22 protein-coding genes are annotated in these 19,628 nt (G+C 71.2%); 10 read left to right on the top strand and 12 right to left on the bottom strand.

Annotated features, from left to right (window positions below; genetic code table 11):
- Positions 1-21: 21 nt before the first annotated feature.
- From Ari01nite_RS14265 to Ari01nite_RS14255, 3 genes are all read left to right on the top strand, one after another.
- Positions 22-963, top strand: a complete 942-nt coding sequence (locus Ari01nite_RS14265; RefSeq protein ID WP_203781703.1) for a substrate-binding domain-containing protein — start codon at positions 22-24, stop codon at positions 961-963.
- 83 nt (positions 964-1,046) lie between these two features.
- The gene (locus tag Ari01nite_RS14260; RefSeq protein WP_203781702.1) at positions 1,047-3,002 is read left to right on the top strand and encodes a putative bifunctional diguanylate cyclase/phosphodiesterase; all 1,956 of its coding nucleotides are present in this window, start codon (positions 1,047-1,049) and stop codon (positions 3,000-3,002) included.
- Between the two features lie 35 nt (positions 3,003-3,037).
- On the top strand, positions 3,038-3,544 hold the full coding sequence (locus tag Ari01nite_RS14255) for a hypothetical protein (RefSeq protein ID WP_203781701.1): 507 nt from the start codon (positions 3,038-3,040) through the stop codon (positions 3,542-3,544).
- Positions 3,545-3,559: 15 nt separating this feature from the next.
- On the opposite strand, the gene Ari01nite_RS14250 is transcribed toward Ari01nite_RS14255, so the two are convergent.
- Positions 3,560-3,724, bottom strand: a complete 165-nt coding sequence (locus Ari01nite_RS14250) for a hypothetical protein (RefSeq protein ID WP_203781700.1) — start codon at positions 3,722-3,724, stop codon at positions 3,560-3,562.
- 566 nt (positions 3,725-4,290) lie between these two features.
- Here Ari01nite_RS14250 and Ari01nite_RS14245 point away from each other — a divergent pair.
- Positions 4,291-4,566 (top strand): hypothetical protein, encoded by a 276-nt coding sequence (locus tag Ari01nite_RS14245; protein WP_203781699.1) that lies wholly within the window; start codon positions 4,291-4,293, stop codon positions 4,564-4,566.
- Positions 4,567-4,607: 41 nt separating this feature from the next.
- Here Ari01nite_RS14245 and Ari01nite_RS14240 read toward each other — a convergent pair whose 3' ends face one another.
- The 3 genes from Ari01nite_RS14240 to Ari01nite_RS14230 all read right to left on the bottom strand — a co-directional run bounded on the left by Ari01nite_RS14240 (position 4,608) and on the right by Ari01nite_RS14230 (position 7,489).
- Positions 4,608-5,699 carry a hypothetical protein gene (locus tag Ari01nite_RS14240; RefSeq protein ID WP_203781698.1) on the bottom strand — a complete coding sequence of 364 codons (1,092 nt, stop codon included), beginning with the start codon at positions 5,697-5,699 and terminating at the stop codon, positions 4,608-4,610.
- An 86-nt stretch (positions 5,700-5,785) separates the two neighbouring features.
- Positions 5,786-6,631, bottom strand: coding sequence for an SDR family NAD(P)-dependent oxidoreductase (locus tag Ari01nite_RS14235; RefSeq protein WP_203781697.1), 846 nt, complete (start codon positions 6,629-6,631; stop codon positions 5,786-5,788).
- 33 nt (positions 6,632-6,664) lie between these two features.
- The gene (locus tag Ari01nite_RS14230; RefSeq protein ID WP_203781696.1) at positions 6,665-7,489 is read right to left on the bottom strand and encodes an NmrA family NAD(P)-binding protein; all 825 of its coding nucleotides are present in this window, start codon (positions 7,487-7,489) and stop codon (positions 6,665-6,667) included.
- Positions 7,490-7,595: 106 nt separating this feature from the next.
- On the opposite strand from Ari01nite_RS14230, the gene Ari01nite_RS14225 reads away from it, so the two are divergent.
- Entirely contained in the window at positions 7,596-8,564 is a 969-nt protein-coding gene (locus Ari01nite_RS14225) for an AraC family transcriptional regulator (protein WP_203781733.1), read from the top strand.
- Positions 8,565-8,601: 37 nt separating this feature from the next.
- Positions 8,602-9,033, top strand: a complete 432-nt coding sequence (locus Ari01nite_RS14220) for a VOC family protein (protein WP_203781695.1) — start codon at positions 8,602-8,604, stop codon at positions 9,031-9,033.
- A gap of 6 nt (positions 9,034-9,039) precedes the next feature.
- On the opposite strand, the gene Ari01nite_RS14215 is transcribed toward Ari01nite_RS14220, so the two are convergent.
- From Ari01nite_RS14215 to Ari01nite_RS14195, 5 genes are read right to left on the bottom strand one after another with little or no spacing between them, the layout of a single operon-like run.
- Positions 9,040-9,516: a hypothetical protein gene (locus tag Ari01nite_RS14215; protein WP_203781694.1), complete on the bottom strand. Its 477-nt coding sequence runs from the start codon at positions 9,514-9,516 to the stop codon at positions 9,040-9,042.
- Between the two features lie 43 nt (positions 9,517-9,559).
- The gene (locus Ari01nite_RS14210; protein ID WP_203781693.1) at positions 9,560-10,048 is read right to left on the bottom strand and encodes a hypothetical protein; all 489 of its coding nucleotides are present in this window, start codon (positions 10,046-10,048) and stop codon (positions 9,560-9,562) included.
- Between the two features lie 45 nt (positions 10,049-10,093).
- The gene (locus Ari01nite_RS14205) at positions 10,094-10,849 is read right to left on the bottom strand and encodes an SDR family oxidoreductase (RefSeq protein WP_203781692.1); all 756 of its coding nucleotides are present in this window, start codon (positions 10,847-10,849) and stop codon (positions 10,094-10,096) included.
- Positions 10,831-11,619: a phosphotransferase gene (locus tag Ari01nite_RS14200; RefSeq protein ID WP_203781691.1), complete on the bottom strand. Its 789-nt coding sequence runs from the start codon at positions 11,617-11,619 to the stop codon at positions 10,831-10,833. Before Ari01nite_RS14200 ends, Ari01nite_RS14205 begins: the two co-directional genes overlap by 19 nt.
- A gap of 55 nt (positions 11,620-11,674) precedes the next feature.
- The gene (locus Ari01nite_RS14195; RefSeq protein WP_203781690.1) at positions 11,675-12,088 is read right to left on the bottom strand and encodes a VOC family protein; all 414 of its coding nucleotides are present in this window, start codon (positions 12,086-12,088) and stop codon (positions 11,675-11,677) included.
- Between the two features lie 36 nt (positions 12,089-12,124).
- Here Ari01nite_RS14195 and Ari01nite_RS14190 point away from each other — a divergent pair, with 36 nt between their 5' ends.
- The gene (locus Ari01nite_RS14190; protein ID WP_203781689.1) at positions 12,125-13,009 is read left to right on the top strand and encodes a phosphotransferase; all 885 of its coding nucleotides are present in this window, start codon (positions 12,125-12,127) and stop codon (positions 13,007-13,009) included.
- 34 nt (positions 13,010-13,043) lie between these two features.
- On the opposite strand, the gene Ari01nite_RS14185 is transcribed toward Ari01nite_RS14190, so the two are convergent.
- The gene (locus tag Ari01nite_RS14185) at positions 13,044-14,840 is read right to left on the bottom strand and encodes an arylamine N-acetyltransferase (protein ID WP_203781688.1); all 1,797 of its coding nucleotides are present in this window, start codon (positions 14,838-14,840) and stop codon (positions 13,044-13,046) included.
- Between the two features lie 86 nt (positions 14,841-14,926).
- Here Ari01nite_RS14185 and Ari01nite_RS14180 point away from each other — a divergent pair, with 86 nt between their 5' ends.
- Genes Ari01nite_RS14180 through Ari01nite_RS14170 form a run of 3 tightly spaced genes read left to right on the top strand, consistent with a single transcriptional unit; the run spans position 14,927 to position 17,783 of the window.
- Positions 14,927-16,048: a LolA-like protein gene (locus Ari01nite_RS14180; protein ID WP_203781687.1), complete on the top strand. Its 1,122-nt coding sequence runs from the start codon at positions 14,927-14,929 to the stop codon at positions 16,046-16,048.
- Entirely contained in the window at positions 16,045-16,953 is a 909-nt protein-coding gene (locus Ari01nite_RS14175) for an ABC transporter ATP-binding protein (protein ID WP_203781686.1), read from the top strand. Before Ari01nite_RS14180 ends, Ari01nite_RS14175 begins: the two co-directional genes overlap by 4 nt.
- Positions 16,950-17,783, top strand: coding sequence for an ABC transporter permease (locus Ari01nite_RS14170; protein WP_203781685.1), 834 nt, complete (start codon positions 16,950-16,952; stop codon positions 17,781-17,783). Before Ari01nite_RS14175 ends, Ari01nite_RS14170 begins: the two co-directional genes overlap by 4 nt.
- Here the strand turns inward: Ari01nite_RS14170 and Ari01nite_RS14165 are convergent.
- Both Ari01nite_RS14165 and Ari01nite_RS14160 read right to left on the bottom strand, forming a co-directional pair.
- The gene (locus Ari01nite_RS14165; RefSeq protein WP_239162742.1) at positions 17,780-18,553 is read right to left on the bottom strand and encodes an esterase/lipase family protein; all 774 of its coding nucleotides are present in this window, start codon (positions 18,551-18,553) and stop codon (positions 17,780-17,782) included. The genes Ari01nite_RS14170 and Ari01nite_RS14165 overlap by 4 nt on opposite strands.
- A 35-nt stretch (positions 18,554-18,588) precedes the next feature.
- Positions 18,589-19,628: glycoside hydrolase family 5 protein (locus Ari01nite_RS14160; RefSeq protein ID WP_203781684.1), on the bottom strand; the 1,040-nt coding region annotated here is incomplete at its 5' end.

Below are 19,628 nucleotides of genomic sequence, written 5' to 3'. Positions count from 1 at the left end.
CAGCGGCCGAAGGTGGCCCTCGTGCTGTCCAGTTCCCAGCTCAGCGCCGGTAAGGAACTTGGCGCGGGCTTCACCTACACCGCCGGTCTGCTCGGCGCCGAGGCGGTGGTGTCCGGGCCGCCACAAGCCGATCCGCCCAAGCAGGTCGAAATCTTCAAGCAGATGATGAACAGCGCCAAAGGCGGCGTCGCCATCCAGGCATCCGACACCGAGCTGATCGCACGGGATCTGGCGGCGGCGGTACAGGGCGGATTCCCGGTAATCGCGGTGGACATCAGGCCGGCGGCGACCTCCGGCGTCAAGACGTTCGTCGGCAACGACAACCACCAGCTCGGCGAGCGGCTTGCCGACGAACTCATCGGACGCCTGCCGGCCGGCAGCACCGGAATGGTGGTGGTGGGTTCGACGCGCCCGGGTCTGCCGGTCATGGAACAGCGCCTGCAGGGCATTCGCGACCGATTCGCCGCGAAGCTGCCCGGTGTGAAGGTGGCCGGGCCGTTCGACACCCAGACCGATCCGGCGGCCAACCAGGCGGCCTGGAAGCGGCTGGCCGCCGCCACGCCCGGGGCGCTGGCGCTGATCGGCACCGGCAGCACGGACGGGCCCAGCATCGCGGCGGTGCACACCGAGACGAAGGCCAAATGGCTGGGCGCCGGCTTCGACCTGAACCCCAAGACCGTCACCGCCCTGCAGGACGGCGAACTCGTCGCCATCGCCTCGCCCGAGCACTACCTGTCCGGCGCCATGGCGGGGTGGTTGCAGGTCCGGCACGCGCAGGACGGCATCGCGCTGCCGCAGGGCTGGGTTCAGACACCGAGTCTGGTGATCACCACGAAGAACCTGCCGGAGATCATCAAGCGCCAGCAGTCCGACAACGAGAAGGCCGCCTGGTTCAAGCCGCGGATCGACGAGCTGACCGCCGATCTTGCGAAGCACACCAAACCGCTGAGCCCGGCCGGCTGATTCGTAGGGGATCTCGCGTTGCGTCGTTGCCCGGCGCCGATCGGGGGGTGATGATGCGGACCACGAAACTGGCGTCCAGGGCGATGGCCCGACTGGCCCTGGCGGGGCTGGCCCTCGGCCTGATGGCCCTCGCCGGGCTCGCCCTGTGGAGCACGGTCGCCAACCAGCGGGCCGCCGATCGGATCGGCGAGATGAACGAGATCGGTGACCGATGGGGCCGGATCCAGCAGAAAACCAGAATTGAGGAGGACGCCCTCGACTCCTTCGTGCGGGGCGGGAGCCCGGAGTCACGCAACCCGCTCGCGTCCGCCGTGGGTGGAGCGGACGACGACCTGGAATGGCTGCAGAACCGGGGCGACGCCGCGGACATCGAGGCCGCCCGGCGGATCCGGCAGACGTATGTGACGTACACGGCCGCGGTCCGCGAGGTCGTGGCACTCGGCGAGCGCGGGGACCTGGCGAGCGCGGCGTTGCAGGCCGACCTCGGTGCGTTCGCCGCGTCGTCGCTGCAGAAGCAGATCTCCCAGGTCGTGGCGGGCAAGCGCAACCAGACCACCCAGTACCTGCTCGAAGCCGACCAGTCCAACCGGAAGCTGCGCACCCTCACCGGGATCGCGTTCACCATCGACGTGGTGCTGCTCGGGCTCTGCTCCCTCATCCTGCTGGAAAACCAGCGCCGGATCCGGCGGCAGGCCGCACAGAGCCACCACGACGCCCTGCACGACGGCCTCACCGGGCTGGGCAACCGCACCCTGTTCACGGAGCAGACCGAACGGGCCATCCTGAGCACCGACCGCTCCGCCGCTCCGATCGGGCTGCTGCTCATCGACCTCAACAAGTTCAAGGAGGTCAACGACACCCTCGGCCATCACGTCGGCGACCTGCTGCTCCGCCAGGTGGCCGACCGGCTCCGGACGGCCAGCCGCGAGGTCGACCTGGTGGCGCGCCTCGGCGGTGACGAGTTCGCCATCCTGCTGCCCGGGATCGACGGGGTCGCCAACGCGACGGCGATCGCGACCCGGATCCACGACGCGCTCTGCTCGCCCGTCGACATGGAGGGCATGCGCCTGGAGGTCGGCGCCAGCATCGGGGTCGCGGTGTACCCGCACCACGGGGCCACCCCCGACCAGTTGCTCCAGCACGCCGACGTCGCCATGTACGCCGCCAAGCGCGGCCGGCACGGCGTCATCGTCTACGAGGCCGGCCTCGACCGGCACAACACCGCCCAGCTCACCCTGATCGGCGAGCTGCGGAAAGCCATCGAGCGCGACGAGCTGGTCCTGCACTACCAGCCTCAGGCCAACGCCCACAGCGGCGAGATCTGCGGCGTCGAGGCCCTGGTGCGCTGGCGGCACCCCCAGCGCGGCCTGCTCGGCCCCGCCGACTTCATCTCGACCGCGGAGGAGAACGGGCTGATCGAACCGCTGACCTACTGGGTGCTTAACAACGCCCTGGCCCAGTGCCGCACCTGGCTGGACGCCGGCGAGCGGCTGCCGATGTCGGTGAACGTCGGCGTCGACTGCCTTCAGAACGACGAGTTCCCCGCCGCCGTATCGGAATCGCTCGCCCGGTACGCCGTGCCGTCGGAGATGCTCACCCTGGAGCTGACCGAAAGCGCGATGATCAGCAATCCCGCCCGCGCCACCGCGGTGGTCCGCGAACTCGGCGCACTGGGAATCCGGCTCTCCATCGACGACTTCGGCACCGGATACTCGTCGATCTCGCTCCTGCAGAAACTGCCCGTCCACGAGGTGAAGCTGGACCGGACCTTCGTCACCCGGATGGGCTCCGACGACACCGACGGCACCATCGTCCGCGCCCTGCTGGAACTCGGCCACGGTTTCCACCTCCAGGTGGTGGCCGAGGGCATCGAGGATCTCGACACCTGGACCACCCTCGACTCGCTCGGGTGCGACGTCATCCAGGGCTTCTACCTCGGCAAGCCGATGCCGGCGGCGGATTTCGCACCGTGGCTGGCCCGCCACCGCACGGCCGCCGGTGCGACGCTGGCGACCGACCCGGCGACGCCGGTCAGGTGAGTGAGCGGCCGTCACCTGTGGCACCATGCCGAGTCGTGAGCTGGTGGATGCACGTTGTCCCGCTGTCCGGGCCGACCGGCGCCGAGGTGCTCGTTTGGGCCGCGTCGGCGGAATTCTCGCGCGGGGTGCCCGAGCAGATTCCGGACCCGCTGCCGTTGTTGTCGGCGCGGGATGTTCTTGCCGCCCTCCGAGCGGCGGGCTGCCACGGAACAGCATGGTTCAAAATCGTCAGTGACGGTACGACGGAGCCGTTGGCGGAATGCCCGGATCCGCATGCCTGCTACGGCACGGCCCGTCTCGATCTGGGCGAAGTCCGGTTCACCGTGGCCGGGCAGGTCGAGGGCGATGACGGGGTCGAGCCGGAGGCCCTCATCGAGGCGATATCGTTCCGCAAGCCGAACACCGCGGCGGTCCTGGCCGCGGCCGGTGCGCTGGCGGTGAGCGGCGGGCCGCAGCTGGTGTTCGACGACTCCGCCGACAGCCTGTTCGTAATCTGGCCGGGAGAATCGGCGGAGAGCCTGCTGGCGCAATGGCCCTGGTAACCCGGCTCCCCAGGTTCAGGCGACGACGGCCGTGGTCACCGCGGTGATAGCGGCGAACGCGACCGCGACGGTCAGAGTGACCAGCCAGCCACGGTGGCGTCCGGGGCGGCTGTGGCGACCTTGGCGCCCGTGCAGATCAGACGGTCGGACAAGTCGCTCAAGTTCGATGGTCGAAGTCATGGACATCAACCTAGGAACGAGCCACCGAACGCCGCGTGAGCCGCCGTACTCACCTGCGCCTGAGTACCTTCAGGGCGGACGCGCCGAGTTCAGTGCACCCTGGGGCAGGACGATGCCGTTGTCATTTGGTCCGGCGACTCCGGTTGAAGATCTGGGCCGGTGATCCCTCCTGTCAGGAGATCACGAAGCGGGTCAACGCGGCGTGGGCCTCAGCGGGCCGACCGGCCGGCGAACTGACCAACCGAGCCACGGTCGCGGACTGCTTCAATTCCCGCCGGCGAAGACTCAACGTCGACTTGGTCGTGGCGATCGTCCAGGCGTTGCACCTCGACACCGGATACGTGGGCTGTGGCGCCAGACGCTACGGGTGATCGCCGGGGAGACCGAGGCGGCGTCCCAGGTCCGGGTCCGCGACACGTTGCCGGCGGACATGTCCGAGTTCACCGGCCGTACCGGCGAGCTGGACCAGCTCCGCGGCGCTCTCCGCCGTGCCGGGGAGGCCGGCGGGGCGGTGCTGATCTCTGCCATCGAGGGGATGGCAGGCGCCGGCAAGACCCCAATTGGCTGTGCACGCCGGGCACCTGATGACGCGGGAGAAGGCCGTCGATCGGGTGCTGTTCGTCAACCTTCGCGGCTTGCACTCCGATCCCGGCGAGCCGCCGGCCGACCCGGCCGCCGTGCTAGATGGGTTCCTGCGTCTGCCGCATGATCTCGCGGCCCGGATCGCTCTGTACCGCGACCGGCTCGTCCGCGTACGGGCTCTGGTGGTGCTGGACAACGCCGCCAGCGGCGAGCAGGTCCGTCCGCTGCTGCCTGGCGGAGGGAGGGCCGATCGACGATGAGGCCCGCCGTGTGGCACGGCGGGCCCCACGGTGCGGACGGGTTACCCGCTGGCGACAACCAGCTTGCCGATGTCGTCGATGGAGGTGGGTGCCAAGGGGTTGGAGGTCCACGCGTCCCAGCTGCCGTTCGCGCGCCGGATCGTGTAGCGGAGGTCGTTGGCGGGCCCGTGAACGCCGGCGACCAGGAGGTCGCCGTTGAGGCCCAGGGCGGTCGCGCTCAGCTTCTCGAGGTCGTTACGCGCTAGGCCGGTGACGGTGCTCATGTTGCCGAAGGGCAGCCAGCTGCCGTTGGTGCCGCGGATCGTGTGGAAGATTACGCCGAAGTTCTCGTAGAGGAGGTGGATCTCGCTGCCGACCGCAGCGGCGACCAGCTTTCTCGGTCCGTACGGCGGGTTGTCCGTTGCCGTCCAAGGCCGGCCGGTCTCTCCGAGGATGTTGGCCATGGTGCTCCACGTGCCGTTCGGCGATCGGACGGTGTGGAGCATGCGCTCGGGCCCGCTCGCGGGTGACCCGTTCACGACCACGTGCAGGAGACCGCTCGAGGTGCCGGCCGCTGCCATCAGTCTCGGGGAGTTCGCGTGGGAGGCGAAGGAGGCGAATTCCTGGAACGGCCGCCACTGCCCGGTGGCGAAGTCCCTGACCGAGTGCAGGAGCGTGACGGTGTTCTCCCCGCGCGGGGGCCCCGTGACGACCACGTGCAACTCGGCACCGACGGCCGCGGCGACGACGTGGGGAATGATATTCCCCGTCTGGGCGAGGATGGTGGTCCACGCGGGCCACGTGCCGTCGGCGTTCTGCATGGAGTAGTGCAGGGCGCCGTTGCGAGGGCATGTGACGCATCCCAGCGTGTCGGCCGACATGAACAGGTGCATCCGGCCGAGGAGCTTGACCGCGCTGAGGCTGTAGTTGTTGCCCTGGACCACACCGGCCTGAGCGGTGACCCTGACCCGGCTGGCGAACGTGCCGTCAGGCCGCCTGAGGTGCTGGTACACGTCCCACGGTCCGAGGTTGCCCCGGTCGTTGGAGAGGAACCAGTGGACGTCACCGACCGCCGCTGCGGCTGGCTGCGCGTGCACCACCCCGAGCACCGCGGTGACCACCGCCACGCAGGCCGCGGCCAGCGGCGCCGCCAATCGTCGACGCCAGGTGGATCTTGAAGTTTTAGGCATGGGGAAGTTTCCCTGTGCCCCTTCATCGAACCTGCATCACCGCTGCATCGCTATGGAACGGGCTTGGCAAAGTGCGGTCGGATCGACGACGGGCGGGAGCCGTCGACATCGGTGAAGCCGTACTCCTCGGCCAGCTCGGCCGCGACCAGGCAGCGGCCGGTGTGGCGCCGTGCGTCGGGATCTGCCGCGAGGGCGGCGACCGCGCGGCCGGCGAACTCGGGCGATTCCGAGTTGGACAGGTCAAAGAACTCCGCTGCCCGCAGCACGCTCTCGGTGCGTACCAGGCCGGGATAGAGCGCGACCGCGGTGACCTCGCGCGCGGCCAGCTGGGCGGCGGTCACCGCGACCATCCGGTCGTCGGCTGCCTTGGCCACGCTGTACGCGACCTGGTCGTCGCCGTTGAGATAGCTGCCGGGGAAGAACGACACCGTCACGACAAGCGCACCGGGCCGGAGCACCGGCACGGCGAGCACGGTGGCCGCATAGTGTGCCCGGACCCCCGACGTGAACATGTCGTCCCACACCCGTAACGGCTGCTCCCAGAACGGGCCTTGCATTTCTTCGTGGCGGTCCTCGTGGTAGGCGGCGTAGCCGCCCCAGACATTGTTGACCAGCAGGTCCAAACCGCCCTGCTCGGCCCGCACGCGTGCGAACAGTGCGGCGGTCTGCTCGTCGTCGGTGTGGTCGCAGACCACCGCCACGCCGGTGCCGCCGGCCGTGGTCACCGCCCGGGCAGTCTCCTCGACCGTGCCGCCCACCGTCGGGAACGTCACCCGGTCGCCGGTCGAACGGCCGGTCACATACACCACGTGACCGGCCGCGCCGAGCGCCACCGCGATCCCCTTGCCCACTCCCCGGCTCGCACCGGTCACCACCGCTACCCGTTGCTCGGTCATGGCGGTGAGGATGGCAGAGGGGTACGACAAGACTCAGCCGGTCACCTCCCGCAGCGTCGCGGTGATCCCGGTGGTGCAGCGGACCCGCCGGTCGCCGCGCGGCAACAGGCGCCCGTCGGCGTCTGCCGCGTAGAGAGCCACCAGTTCCTCGGCCAGTTGCTCCGGTACGGCCGCCGCCGTCAACGCGCCCAGCCAGCCGGGCCGGGGAATCGTGACCACGCTCAGCGGCCTGCCGAGTTGCTCGCCGAGCGCGTCGGCAACCTGCCGCTCGGTGTACGACGGCGCCTCCAGGACCACGATCTCGCTGGCCGCCGGCGGGCTGACCAGGGCGTTCGCGACGGCCTCGCCGATGTCGCGGGTTGCCACCATCGGCACCGGGACGTCGGCCGAGTCACCGAAGACCGGGTAGACGCCGGCACCGGTCGCCGCCTCCAGCACGGTCTCTACCTTCTCCTGGAAGTGCGGGGCACGGATCGCGGTCACCGTCGCGCCGGTGTCGCGCAGCAGATTTTCCAGGTGGTAGAGCCAGCGCACCGGGCCGGTGCCCGCGGGCAGGTCGGCGCCCCACGACGACAGCAGGACGACGTGCCGGAGGCTGCTCGCCCGCACGGCGTCGGCGATGGACGCGGACAGCTCGTGGTGGGCCGCCTCGGTGAACGGCGGCACCGTGGGCAGCAGCACGAAGGCGCCGTCGCAGCCGTCGAACGCCTTTGTCAGCGCGGACGTATCGGCGAAGTCCGCGACCACGTCACCCTTCGAGGGGTCGCGGGCAACGGTACGGATCGGCTGGTTCGCGGCGCGCAGGGTGCGGGCCGCCGCTGAGCCGACGTGGCCGGTGACTCCGGTGATCGCGTACATCTCTGCCTCCTGGAAGTTTTTGATTTACCCAGTGAAATGGCAGTTGGTGAGACACTCCATGTTCACAGCCCTCGTTCGCATGTCTGAGCGTCTACGCTTCGGCGGCATGGACCCGCTGGGTGACATTCTGGATGGCGTACGGGCCCGGACCGCCGCGTTCTGCCAGGCCGTTCTCGACCCGCCGTGGGCGTTACGCATCTGCGACGAGGCGGCGCTCGGCCTCGCCGCGCCGCTGCACGGCCACGCGTGGGTGGTGCCCGACGGCGGCGAGCCGACCCTGGTCGAGGCCGGCGACGTGGCGATCGTGCAGGGTCCGGCGCCATATACGGTGGCCGATCACCCGGGCACCCGCCCGACTGTTTTCGTTCATCCCGGCAACCGGCTGATCACGGCGGACGGCACCGACATCACCGCCGCCACGAAGCTCGCCGCCACCACCAGCGCGATCGGCTTCGGCGCCGAACCGAGCGCCGGCTCCACGATTCTCGCCAGCGGCGTCTACGACGTCTCCAGCTTCGTGAGCGGCCGCCTGCTCGCCACGCTGCCCACCGTCGTCCACGTCCCGCGCGACCGAATCAGATCACCGATCATGGATCTGCTGCATGTCGAGGTGGGCCGCGACGGGCCGGGCCAGCAGGTCGTCCTCGACCGCCTGCTCGACCTCGCGCTGATCGCCACGCTACGCGCCTGGTTCGCCCGTCCGGCCGGCGACCCGCCCGGCTGGTACCGCGCGCATGGCGACCCCTGCGTCGGCCGCGCCCTGCGAATCCTCCACGAGGACCCGGCGAAACCATGGACGGTCGCCGAGCTGGCGGCCGCCACCGGGGTGTCCCGGGCCGCGTTCGCCCGCCGTTTCACCGAACTGGTCGGCCAGCCACCGATGACCTATTTGACCCACTGGCGTCTCGATCTCGCTGCCGAGTCCCTGCGCAATTCCGAGGCCACGCTCGCCGCGATCGCACGGCAGGTGGGCTATGCCAATGCGTTCGCGCTGACGGTCGCTTTCAAAAGAGTCCGGGGTACGACGCCACAGCAGTTCCGGGCCGGCCTCGCGGACACGGTGCCGGCAGCTTGACGTCCTCGAAGCCCGCGACGCGCAGTACGTTTTCCGCATGACTTCAGCTCAACTGCCGCCCTTTCACCTCGCCGTGCCCGTCCACGACATCGAGGCCGCTCGTGCGTTCTACGGGGAGGTTCTCGGCTTTGGTCGCGGGCGCTCCGCCGAGCGCTGGACCGACTGGAACGTCGAGGGCCACCAGGTTGTCACGCATCAGGTTGACAACCACGTCAACGCCGTCGCCGGCACCAACCCGGTCGACGGTCACGAGGTGCCGGTGCCGCATTTCGGCCTCGTGCTCAGTGTCGAGCGCTTTCGGCAGCTCGCCCAGCGGCTGACCGATGCCGGCACCGAGTTCGTCATCGCGCCCTACGTGCGGTTCCAGGGCGAGCCGGGCGAGCAGTGGACGATGTTCTTCCTGGACCCCTCCGGTAACGCCCTGGAGTTCAAAGCGTTCCAGGACCCCGCCCAGCTGTTCGCGGTCTGAAGCCGATCATGCCTTGGCGCACGCGGCGTCGACCTTCTGGCCCGCGGCGTCGAACGAGGTGCTCAGCGCCGAACGCATCGGGTCGGCGGCGGCAGCCGCCTTGGACGCCTCGACCGCCAGGCCCTTCAGCGCCTTGGCCAGGTCGCCTTCGCCGGCGGCGGCCAGTTCGGTCAGCTTGGCGGACAGGGCCGTCATCACCTTCTTGGACTCCGCCGGGGGCACCGTGCCGTCGGGCGAAACGACCCCCTTCAGTTCCTCGTTCAGTGCCGCTTTGGCCGCGGCCACCTCCTGGCACAGCGCGGCGCCTTTGCCCTGCGGGGCGGCCGAAGCGGATGGCGCGGGCTCGCTGACGGGAGCGGAGCTCGGTGCGGTGGACGCCGTGGGCGCCGCCGTGCCGGTGGCGGCGGGCTGGTCCGAGGAGCAGCCGGCCAGGAGCGCAAGGGCAACAGCGCAGGCTGCCGAGGAGATGGTCAGTCGGTTCACAGCACCTGACTCTACTGATGAGCGTGGATACCTGCCGGTTGGGTTACCCGCGACGACGGTTCTTCTTGCGGGCCCGCGGATGGCGGGGGCCGGGATTTCCGCGCGGACGCAGGATGGCCCGGGAGGGTTCCGACTTACGCCACAAATGACGTGCTACCAGGAAAGCGCCCGCGGCGACCAGAGCGGCCGCCCCGAACCGCGCCAGGTAGCTGAAGCGGTTGTCCCACGCCCAGCCGCGCATCGCCACGTTGCCGGGGTCGTCGTCGTCGATGAGGATGTCGACCCGGTCACCGAGCTGCGGATCGCCGGCATCGCGCTCCGTCCACGCCCCCCGCGCCTCCCCCTTCCACAGGTAGGACAGCCGGTACTGCCGGCCGGCCTCGTTCTCGTAGACGTCGTCGACGATCGCCACCGCCGGAGACCAGGTCGTCCGGTAGACCACGTCGCGCACCATGTCCACCAGCACCGAGCCCGCCAACAGACACGCCAGGAGCGCCAGGGTGGGAATCAGTGCCTTTACCTTCAGGTCCACACGATCATCGTGACAGCCGGGCGCACCCCTCCCCCGGCGGCACCGTCAGGCGAACCCGCCGTTGCTGAACAGCAGCTGGCCGTTGATCCACTCGCCCTGCGGCGAACACAGGAAGTCGACCAGGTTCGCGGTGTCCTGCGGGGTGCCGAGCCGGCCGAGCGGTGTGGCCCGGATGCCGTCGGCGCGGATCGTGCCGGTCATCCAGCCGGTGTCGATCGGGCCGGGGTTGATCACATTCGCGCTGATGCCGAGGTGGGCCAGTTCGTGGGCCGCGGCCAGCGTGATCCGGTCGAGCGCTCCCTTGCTGGCGCCGTAGGGCAGGTTGCCGACGGTGTGGTCGCTGGTCAGGGCGATGATGCGGCCGTCGCCCCGGGCGCCGCGGAAGCGCAGCCCATGCTCGCGGATCAGCAGCCAGGTGGCCCGGGCGTTGACCGCGAAGTGCCGGTCGAAACTGTCGACGGTGGTGTCGAGCAGCCCGGAGTCGGTCGACTCGCAGTGGCACATCACCAGGGCGGTGACCGGGCCGAGCCGGCCCTCGGCCCGGTCGTAGATCGTCGCGGGCGCCGTGACGTCGGTGAGGTCCGCCTCGATGGCGGCCACGGCCGCGCCTCGCGCGGTGAGTTCCGCGGCGATGGCGTCCGCGGCGCCGGCTTCGACGCCCCAGCTCATGCGTTGGTCGTACGGTGTCCAGAAGGTGAAGGCGATGTCCCAGCCGGAGGCCGCCAGCCGGCCGGCGATACCGGCTCCGATGCCGACCGTGCGGCCGACCCCGGTGATCAGGGCTACCGGTCGAGTTGCCATGATCCCGGACTCCAGAAGCTCTCCGGCAGGGCGTCGACGTCGGTGGCGGATTGGTCGAGCAGGGCGGCGATCGGCAGCAGCGCCCGCGCCGCCGGGTCGCCGGCCGCGGCCATCGCGCGGATGGCCTCCGCCTGCCGCCGGGCCCGCTGCGGGATGACCGTGGCGAAGGTGTGCCGGTCGTCCTCATAGCCGTACGCGTCCAGCAGCAGGTGGAAGCGGCGGGCCCGTTCGCGCGGGTCGGCCGCCGGCTCACCGGGGCGGGGGGACGCCAGCGGCACCCAGGGCAGGATCGCGAACGCCAGGTCCCACTCGCGGGTCGACGGGCCGGCGATGTCCCAGTCGCAGAAGCCGACCAGCCGGTCGCCGTCGACCACCGCGTTGTACGGTGCGGCGTCCTGGTGGCCGATGATCTGGCCGGGTTGCTTGGTGGCACCGAGGAACCACCGCTCGTCCGCCGGTGGCGTGAAGCCGGCTGTCAGGTCATGGACACGGCGCAGCCATCGGCCCACCTGGGTCAGCAGCGAGTCGGCCCAGACCCAGTCGGGCCACGGGTGGCGCTCGCCGATCGTCTCGCCCGGCAGGAAGGTGAGCATCTCCCGGCCCTCGTCGTCGAAGCCCAGCGCACGCGGCGCGGCGTCGAAGCCGGCACCCTCGAGATGCTGCAGCAACGCGTGCACCGTCGGCGTCCACGACCGGGCCCGCTTGTGGACGACATCGCCGATCAGCACGGCCCCGGTGGTGTTGCCGCCGGGCAGTTTCGTCTTACTCATCCGTCCTGTGTAGCGGGCGGCGGCCGGCGGCGACACCCAATTTGGCTCGCCGCCGTCACTCCGGCTTGAAGTCGGCTTCGGTCATGCCCGCCGGGTGGCCAGCCGGCCACTGCACCAGCTCGATGCGGTAGCCGTCCGGGTCGGTGAGCCACGCGGTGCTGAAGCCGGTGTCCGCGTCGTGCACGTTGACGTCCTCCACCTCGAGGCCGGCGGCGGTCAGCGCGGCCGTCGCCCCCGCCATCGCGTCGACCTGGATGACCAGGTGATTGATGGCGCTGATGTCGATCTCGCGGCCCGGCCTGTGCACCAGTTCGAGGCTGACAAAGGGGTCGCCGGGGAGCTTGAGCATCGTCAGGCTGCCGAACGGCGTGTCCGGGACGGTGCCCAGCACCTGGTAGCCGACGGCCCGGTAGAAGGCCAGCGAACGGTCCAGGTCGGTAACCCGGAGCCCGAGGTGGAGCATGCGCATGTGATGTTTCTACCGGACGGAAGTAGCGTGGCGGCCATGCCGACACCCGACCCGGACCTCGTGCGGGCGTTGCTCGCCGAGCAGTTTCCCGAGTGGGCCGGCCGGGACATCGCCGCGCCTTTCGAGGGTGCCGACATGGCGGTGTTCCGGCTCGGCGCCGACCTCGCGGTCCGGTTGCCGAGACACCACGGATCGGTCGGCTCGTTGCAGGCCGAGATCCGGTGGATGGGTCGGCTGGCGCAGCGCTGGTCCTTCCCCACTCAGCGGATCGTCGCCGTGGGCCGGCCGGGCGCGGGCTTCCCGTGGTGCTGGGCGGTGACGTCGTGGCTGCCCGGCGAGCTGGCCGCGGACCGGCCGCTGGACGCTGCGGCGGCGCCGGCACTGGGCCGGGCGCTGGCCGAGATCCACCAGCCGGCGCCCGCGGACGCGCCGTGGAACAGCGAGCAGAGCGTCGGGCTGACCGCGCGGGAACCCACGTTGCGCCAGGCCCTCGACCGGCTGGACGGACACGTGGACCGGGACGCGGCGGCCGCGCTGTGGCTTGCCGCCACGGCGGTGCCCGACGACGGCCCGCGGGTCTGGATCCACGCCGATCTGCACCCGTTCAACGTGATCTCGCGGGGCGGCGCGTTCGGCGGCATCATCGACTGGTCGGACATCGCGAGCGGCGACCCGGCGGTGGACCTCGGTTTCGCGCACCTGCTGCTGCCCGCCGCGGCCATGCCGGCGATGTTCGACGGCTACGGCGGCGCCGACCCGGCGACGGTGGCGCGCGCCCGGGCGATCGCCCTGGTCAAGGCGGCCGCGCTGGCAACCCTTCGCAAGCCGGTTGCGGCCGCGATCGGCAGGCGGTGCCTCATCGAGCTCGGCGTCGCACGAAGCTGCTCCACCGCGCGCAGTCTGCCGGAGATGCCGCCGTAGGGGGCCAGGCGGTCCTGGCGGACTCTGGCCACGATCACTGCCAGCCGCAAAGCGCTGCCACCTCCTCAGCGGTGAGCACCAAACCTAGGCCGGCCAGGCATTCGCCCAGGTCGTCACCCACCGTCCGGGTGATGGCGGGTTGGCCCGGCCGGTCCAGCGTGTACTCGCGGCCGAGCAGCCGCCGCACCGCGGTCTCGTCCTTGCGGACCACGATCGGGCGCTGGGTGAACGGCGATCCCGGGCTGGTGCTGGTGTTCTCGTTGGCGACCTCGATGTCGACCAGGTGCTGCGGCTCGGTGGTGAAGGTCTGGATGGTCCGCCAGCCGGTGCCGTCGTGTTCGCGCAGCCGCCAGGCACCGTCCCGGCCGGGGACGAGTTCGTACTGCCAGGCGCCCTGCCGCTGCGGGCCGGTGGCGGCCAGCGGCAGCGGGGTGAGCAGGCCGGAGCCGAAGCCCACGTCGGCCAGCCAGTCCCGGTCGCCGGCGCGGACCCGCAGCACCAGGTGCGAGCGCGGGCGGGGATGCTCGGCCGGGTCGCCGGTGCGGGCCAGCAGGCGGTCCACCCGGAAGCCGGCCCGCTCCAGCACCGCGGCGAACAGGATGCCGTGCTCGTAGCAGTAGCCGCCGCGGTGCCGGGTGACCAGTTTGGCCTGCACGTCGTCGAGGTCGACGGAGATGCCGCGGCCCAGGATGACGTCGAGGTTTTCGAACGGGATGGCGGCGATGTGCGCACGGTGCAGGGCGGTGAGCGTGTCCTCGTCGGCCCGCAGCGGGCCGGTGATGCCAACCCTGAGCAGGTACGCGTCCAGGTCGAGCCGGTCGACGCCCCACTCGTCCGGCGCGGGCGTGCCGGCCGGCGCGCTGCTGGCCCGGACGATCAGGGAGGTGGGCAGTTCGACGCGCTCGGCCGTGAAGGTGGGATCGAGCAGCATGCGGCCCATCAGGCGGCCCTTCTCGCGGATCGGCTGGCGGATCGTGGTGAGACCGGCCGCGGCGGCGAAGGGAGCGTCGTCAAAACCGGTCACCGCGAGGTCGCGGCCGACCACCGACAGCACGCCGGCCGCGAGCACGTCGCTGTCCGCGGCGATCGCGGTCGGCCGGGGCGTGCCGGCGAGAGCGGCCAGGGCGGCGACCCGGCCCGATTCCTCGGCGTTGCGGCCCGCGCTCACCACCCGGACCGCACCGACGGCCTCCCGGATTCCCTCCAGCCGCAGCCGCGAGTAGGGATACAACTTGGCCTCGTCGACCTCGGGCACCACCTGCCCCGGCGTCGTCGGGTAGGCCACCACCACGACCACCTCGGTGTGTCCCAGCCCGGCCAGATGGCGCCCGATCCGCCGGCCGCCCTCCCGGTCGTCGATCACCACGCACCGGCCGGCGGCGGTGGCCGACGACTGCACCAGCGGGATCTTGCGAGCCGCCAGCGCCCGGACCGCCGGATGATCGTCGCCGAGCCCGTCCGCCACGGCGCCGTCGATCACCGCGCGCTGCACCGCCGTCACGTCGGTGGACTCGTACGGGATCAGCGTCAGCCCGGTCCGGGTCTCCTCGGTGATCTCGGTCAGCCCGGCCAGCATCTCGGTCATGTACGGATCCCGGAAGGCGTAGGGCAGGCCGACCGTGAAGACCGCACCGATGGCGCCGGCCCGCCGGGTGCGCAGCGAGCGCGCCGTCGCGTCCGGGCCGGCGTAGCCCAGCGCGTCCGCCACCGCCAGGATGTGTTCGCGCGCCTGGGCCGACAGCCGGTCCGGGCGGTTGAACGCGTACGACACCGCGGCCGTCGACACCCCCGCGGCCTCGGCGACGGTCTTGAGCGTGGCGTGCGACTTCATCGGCCGACTCCCGTGTTAATCGATTAACACGATCGACGTTAGCGCAGGCTTGGTACCACCGCCAACCGGAGTACCTTTGCTGGCCTATGGTTGCCCGTCGGACCGTCGTCTCGGCGCATGAGCTGCGCCGATGGTTCGCCGTGCTCGGGGTGTTCGCGGTGCTGGCGGCCATCCCGGTCGTGCTCGACGTCTGGCCGGTGCGGGCCGCGGCGGTGGATGTCGCGGCGCTGCGGGAGCGCATGATCACATCAACAGATCAACCCCATTCCGGGTACGCGCAGAGCACCGGACTGCTCGGGCTGCCCGCCCTGCCCAACCTGTCCGAGGTGACCGCGCTGGCCAGCGGGACCACCGAGATGCGGTCCTGGTATGCCGCCGCCGACCGCTGGCGGGTCGACGTGCTGGGGCCGGGCACCGAGCGCGACATCTACCAGACACCGGGTGCCCAATACATCTGGGACTTCGGCGACAACCACCTCACCGGCATCGAGGGCGACCAGCCGATCCGGCTCCCCCGGGCGTCCGACCTGACCCCGCCCGAGCTGGTGCGCCGGGTGCTCGGGCTGGCCGCCGGCGACCGGGTCGAGCCACTGGCGGCCAAGCGGGTCGCGGGCGTCGCGGCGGCCGGCCTGCGCCTGGTGCCGGGCAGCGCCGACACCACGGTGGCGCACGTCGACATGTGGGCCGATCCGGACACCGGGCTGCCGCTGCAGGCCGAGGTCACGGCCCGGGGCGGCACCCGGCCGGTGTTCGTCACCCGGTTCCTCGAGGTGCACTTCACGGCGCCCGATCCGGCCGTGCTGGTGCCGCCGGTGCGCAACCCGGAGATCGGTTTCCACGTCACCGAGGCACCGGACATCCTCGGCCTCATCAACCGCCGCCGTCCCGTGGCTCTGCCGGCTGACCTGGGCGGTCACGCGCGCCGCGAGGGGGTGCCGGGGCTGACCGCGGCGGCCGCCTACGGCACCGGGCTCACCTCGTTCGTGGTCACCGCCCTGCCCCGCCGGATCGGCGGCCAGGCCTATCAGCGGGTGGCCGCGTTCGGCACCGCGGTGGAGGTGCCCGCGGGAGCCGCCGCGCTGATCGCCACCGGACTTCTCACCGTGCTGGTGGTCCAGACCGGCGAGCGCACCTACCTGGCGGCGGGGTTCGTGCAGCCGGTCGTGCTCCAGCGCGCGGCCGCCGATCTCGCGAGGACCGTTCCATGATCAAAACCAAAGATCTGACCAAGCGGTACGGCGGGATCGTGGCGGTCGACAGCGTGGCGCTCGACGTGCGCGAGGGCGACCGGTACGGGCTGCTCGGTCCGAACGGGTCGGGCAAGACCACGCTGGTCCGGATGCTGCTGGGGCTGGTCTTCGCGACCCGGGGCGAGATCGAGGTGCTCGGCCGGCCGGTACCCAGGCAGGTGCACGACGTGCTGCCGTCGATCGGCGCGATGGTCGAGGGCCCGGGGGCCTACCCACATCTGTCCGGGCGCACCAACCTGGCGCTGTTCGACGCGGCCGGCGGGTCGGCGCGGCGCGACCGGCGCCACCGGGTCGACGAGGCCCTCGAACGGGTCGGGCTGGCCGGGATCGACAAGCGGCCGGTCCGCGCATACTCCCTCGGCATGCGGCAGCGGCTCGGGCTGGCCGGCGCCCTGCTGCGCCGGCCGCGCCTGCTGATCCTGGACGAGCCCACCAACGGGCTCGACCCGCGCGGCATCCGCGAGGTGCGCGACCTGCTCACCGAGCTGAACGGCGAGGGCACCACGGTCTTCCTCTCCAGCCACCTGCTGGCCGAGATCGACGCGTTGTGCGACCGGGTCGGCGTGATGGACCGCGGCCGGCTCGTGCTCCAGGACGACCTGGCCACGCTGCGGGCGCCGACCGGCCGGGTGGTGGTCGGCACACCCGACCCGGACAAGGTCGTCGCCCTGCTGGACGGGCGGGTGGAGGTGCGCGACGGCGAGACGCTGACCGTCCGGCACACCGACGCGGGGGCGCTGAACGCCGAACTGGTCGCCGCCGGGATCACGGTTGACGCGATCGGTGCCGAGCGGCGCACCCTCGAACAGGTGGTGCTCGAGGCGACCACCGGCAGCTCCGACCGGGTGGAGGCGAGCCGATGATCCGGGTCGAACTGGCCAAGATGTTCCGCCGCCGCCGCACGTACGTGATCGCGGGTTTGCTCTGTGCCTTGCCCTTCATCGTGGCCGTCTTCCTGGCCACCACCCGGATCCCGCCGCCGCCGGGACAGGGTGGCGTGTTCCTGTCCGCGGTGCTGAGCAACGGCGCGCTCTATCCGGCCGCCGCGATGGCGCTGGTGCTGCCGATCTTCCTGCCGGTGTCGGTGGCCGTGCTGGCCGGTGACGCGGTGGCCGGCGAGGCGACCTCCGGCACCCTGCGCTACCTGCTGATCCGGCCGGTGGGACGCACCCGGCTGCTGGTCGCCAAGCTGATCTCGCTTATCGTGTTCGTGCTGTTCGCGATCGGCGCGGTGCTGGTGACGTCCTACCTGACCGGGCTGGCCCTGTTCGGCGTGCAGGCGTCCTCGGCCGGCGTGGTGTTGCCACCCGACGTGACCTCGCTGTCCGGGGTGACGATCAGCCCGTTCGGCCTGGTGCTGCGGCTGCTCGGCACGGTCGCGTACATCGTCGTCTCGATGCTCGGGGTGGCCGCGATCGCGCTGTTCCTGTCCACCGTGACCGACTCGGCGCTGGGCGCCGCGATGGGCGCGCTCGCGGTGCTGGTGACCAGCCAGGTGCTGGTGACGCTGGAGGCGGCCGCGGCGATCCGGCCCTACCTGCCGACCCGGTACTGGCTGGCCTGGATCGACTTCTTCCGCGACCCGGTGCTGTGGCGCGACATCGAACGCGGCGCCGGCATCCAACTGGTCTATCTGGTGGTGCTGCTGGGCGCCGCCTGGGCCAACTTCCTCACCAAGGACATCGCCAACTAGGCCGACGGGCAGCTCGCCGGCTCGGTGAGCGGCTCGGTGCCGAGCGCCGTCAGCACCAGCGCGGTCACCGCCGGGTTGGTGGGCAGCTCGCTGTGCGAGACCCGGGCCGCCGGGCACAGGCTCTGCAGCGACAGGTTGACCGCGCCGTCCAGCCGGGCCGAGTCGGGGGGCTGCACGGTCTCGTCGTTCTCGGTCCAGATCGACAGCCAGGGCAGGTCGTCGGGCAGCGGCTCGTCGTCGAGGTCGTCCAGCAGGGTGCTGCCGGGGGCCAGGTCGCGGCAGGCCGCCGGGCACGAGCCGGGGGCGAGGGCCGCGCCGACACCGGCGATCCGGGTGCCGTGCAGCGGCGAGCCCAGCGAGACGATCCGGCGGGCCACTTCGGCGCCGTCGTGCCGGTCGACCCACAGCCGGGTCACCACGCCGCCGGCCGAGTAGCCGACGATGTCCACCGAGGCGGCTCCCCCGGACAGTTCGGCGCGGACCGCCTCGTCCAGCATGTCGGCCTGGATCTCCAGCTCGCCGGTGCCGTCGCCGGGCAGGGTCAGCACCTTCGCGGTGCGGCCGGCCGCCTCGAGGCGGCCGGCCAGGGTGGTGAGGGCGGCGCGGCTGCCGCCGTAGCCGGGCACCAGCAGAACGGTGCCCGGCCGCGCCTGGTCGGGGCGGACGCCCGAGTCGCCGCCGCCCGCGACCAGCCGCAGGCCGAGCACCGTCAGCAGGCCGGCAAGCGCGACGCCGACACAGATCAGCAGGAGCCGCCGCCGGGGAGACACCGGTCAATCATGCCGCGCTTGCCGCCCACGCATGGTCAGCTGGACGAACCGGAGAGGATCCGGTCCCGGATGAACGCACCCGACTCGGTGAGCACGCCGTTGCCGGCGTAGTCGGTGCCCGCGCAGGTGCCCTGCTTGAACGCCGAGTTGGTCTCCCGGCCGTCGGAGAAGCTCCACATCGCGTACCCGATCTTGAGACTCTTCAGCAGATCGAGCCACGCGGTGGCGCTGGCCAGGTCGTTGTTGCCGTCCCCGGTGAACGTCTGGGTGCCGAACTCGGAGACGAACAGCGGCAGGCTGGCCGCCGCCCGCTGCACCACCGCACGCCGGTCCGCGCCGTGCGAGGCCGCGTAGAAGTGGAACGTGTACATGATGTTCTCGAAGTCGACCGGGTCCTCGATGACCTCCCGCTCGTCGGAGCCGTCGCTCAGGCCCAGCGAGGAGAAGCCGCGGGTACCGACCAGCACCACGCTGTCCGGCACGTTGCCCCGGATCACCGGGATCACCTGGTCGGCGTACGACTTGATGTTGTCCCAGCTGGTGTTGTTGGGTTCGTTGGCGATCTCGTAGATCACGTTGTCCTTGTCGGCGTGCTCCGTGCTCACGTCCTCGAAGAACGTCTTGGCCCGGTCGAGGTTGAACAGCGGGTCACCCGGCGTGAGGATGTGGAAGTCGACGATCACGTAGAGGCCCAGCGCGGTGGCGTCGTCGACCAGGCCGTTCACCTTGGCGGTGAAGCCCACCGGGTCGGTCTCCAGGCCACCCTCCTGCACATACATGGACAACCGGACGAAGTCGGCCTTCCAGTCGTTGCGCAGCGCCTCCAGCGAGTCGGTGTTCACGCAGTTGGGGAAGAACTGCAGGCCGTGGCTGCTCATGCCGCGCAGCTGGATCTCGGTGCCGGCCTCGTTGCACAGGTTGACGCCGCAGACGCTGAGCTTGCCGTTGACCGCGACCGGGGAACCGGCCGGAGCGTCGTTGACCACCGGCGCCGCCGGCACTTCCGGTTCCGGGGCTGCCGTCGTGGCTTCCGGCTCCGGAGCCGCATTTTGATCGAGGCTGCAGGTCTGCAGCT

This window comes from Paractinoplanes rishiriensis (genome assembly GCF_016862375.1).
Classification (GTDB): domain Bacteria; phylum Actinomycetota; class Actinomycetes; order Mycobacteriales; family Micromonosporaceae; genus Actinoplanes; species Actinoplanes rishiriensis.
This window is presented reverse-complemented; position numbering and strand designations above follow the sequence as displayed.

What these genes read in the sequence shown, in the direction of transcription:
- Ari01nite_RS14225 (WP_203781733.1), top strand. Translation starts at nt 7,596, where the DNA reads ATGGACCCGCTGGGTGACATTCTGGATGGCGTACGGGCCCGGACCGCC.
- Ari01nite_RS14170 (WP_203781685.1), top strand. Translation starts at nt 16,950, where the DNA reads ATGATCCGGGTCGAACTGGCCAAGATGTTCCGCCGCCGCCGCACGTAC.
- Ari01nite_RS14200 (WP_203781691.1), bottom strand. Translation starts at nt 11,619, where the DNA reads ATGAGTAAGACGAAACTGCCCGGCGGCAACACCACCGGGGCCGTGCTG.
- Ari01nite_RS14195 (WP_203781690.1), bottom strand. Translation starts at nt 12,088, where the DNA reads ATGCGCATGCTCCACCTCGGGCTCCGGGTTACCGACCTGGACCGTTCG.
- Ari01nite_RS14230 (WP_203781696.1), bottom strand. Translation starts at nt 7,489, where the DNA reads ATGTACGCGATCACCGGAGTCACCGGCCACGTCGGCTCAGCGGCGGCC.
- Ari01nite_RS14180 (WP_203781687.1), top strand. Translation starts at nt 14,927, where the DNA reads ATGGTTGCCCGTCGGACCGTCGTCTCGGCGCATGAGCTGCGCCGATGG.
- Ari01nite_RS14175 (WP_203781686.1), top strand. Translation starts at nt 16,045, where the DNA reads ATGATCAAAACCAAAGATCTGACCAAGCGGTACGGCGGGATCGTGGCG.
- Ari01nite_RS14185 (WP_203781688.1), bottom strand. Translation starts at nt 14,840, where the DNA reads ATGAAGTCGCACGCCACGCTCAAGACCGTCGCCGAGGCCGCGGGGGTG.
- Ari01nite_RS14190 (WP_203781689.1), top strand. Translation starts at nt 12,125, where the DNA reads ATGCCGACACCCGACCCGGACCTCGTGCGGGCGTTGCTCGCCGAGCAG.
- Ari01nite_RS14205 (WP_203781692.1), bottom strand. Translation starts at nt 10,849, where the DNA reads ATGGCAACTCGACCGGTAGCCCTGATCACCGGGGTCGGCCGCACGGTC.
- Ari01nite_RS14235 (WP_203781697.1), bottom strand. Translation starts at nt 6,631, where the DNA reads ATGACCGAGCAACGGGTAGCGGTGGTGACCGGTGCGAGCCGGGGAGTG.
- Ari01nite_RS14260 (WP_203781702.1), top strand. Translation starts at nt 1,047, where the DNA reads ATGGCCCGACTGGCCCTGGCGGGGCTGGCCCTCGGCCTGATGGCCCTC.
- Ari01nite_RS14250 (WP_203781700.1), bottom strand. Translation starts at nt 3,724, where the DNA reads ATGACTTCGACCATCGAACTTGAGCGACTTGTCCGACCGTCTGATCTG.
- Ari01nite_RS14220 (WP_203781695.1), top strand. Translation starts at nt 8,602, where the DNA reads ATGACTTCAGCTCAACTGCCGCCCTTTCACCTCGCCGTGCCCGTCCAC.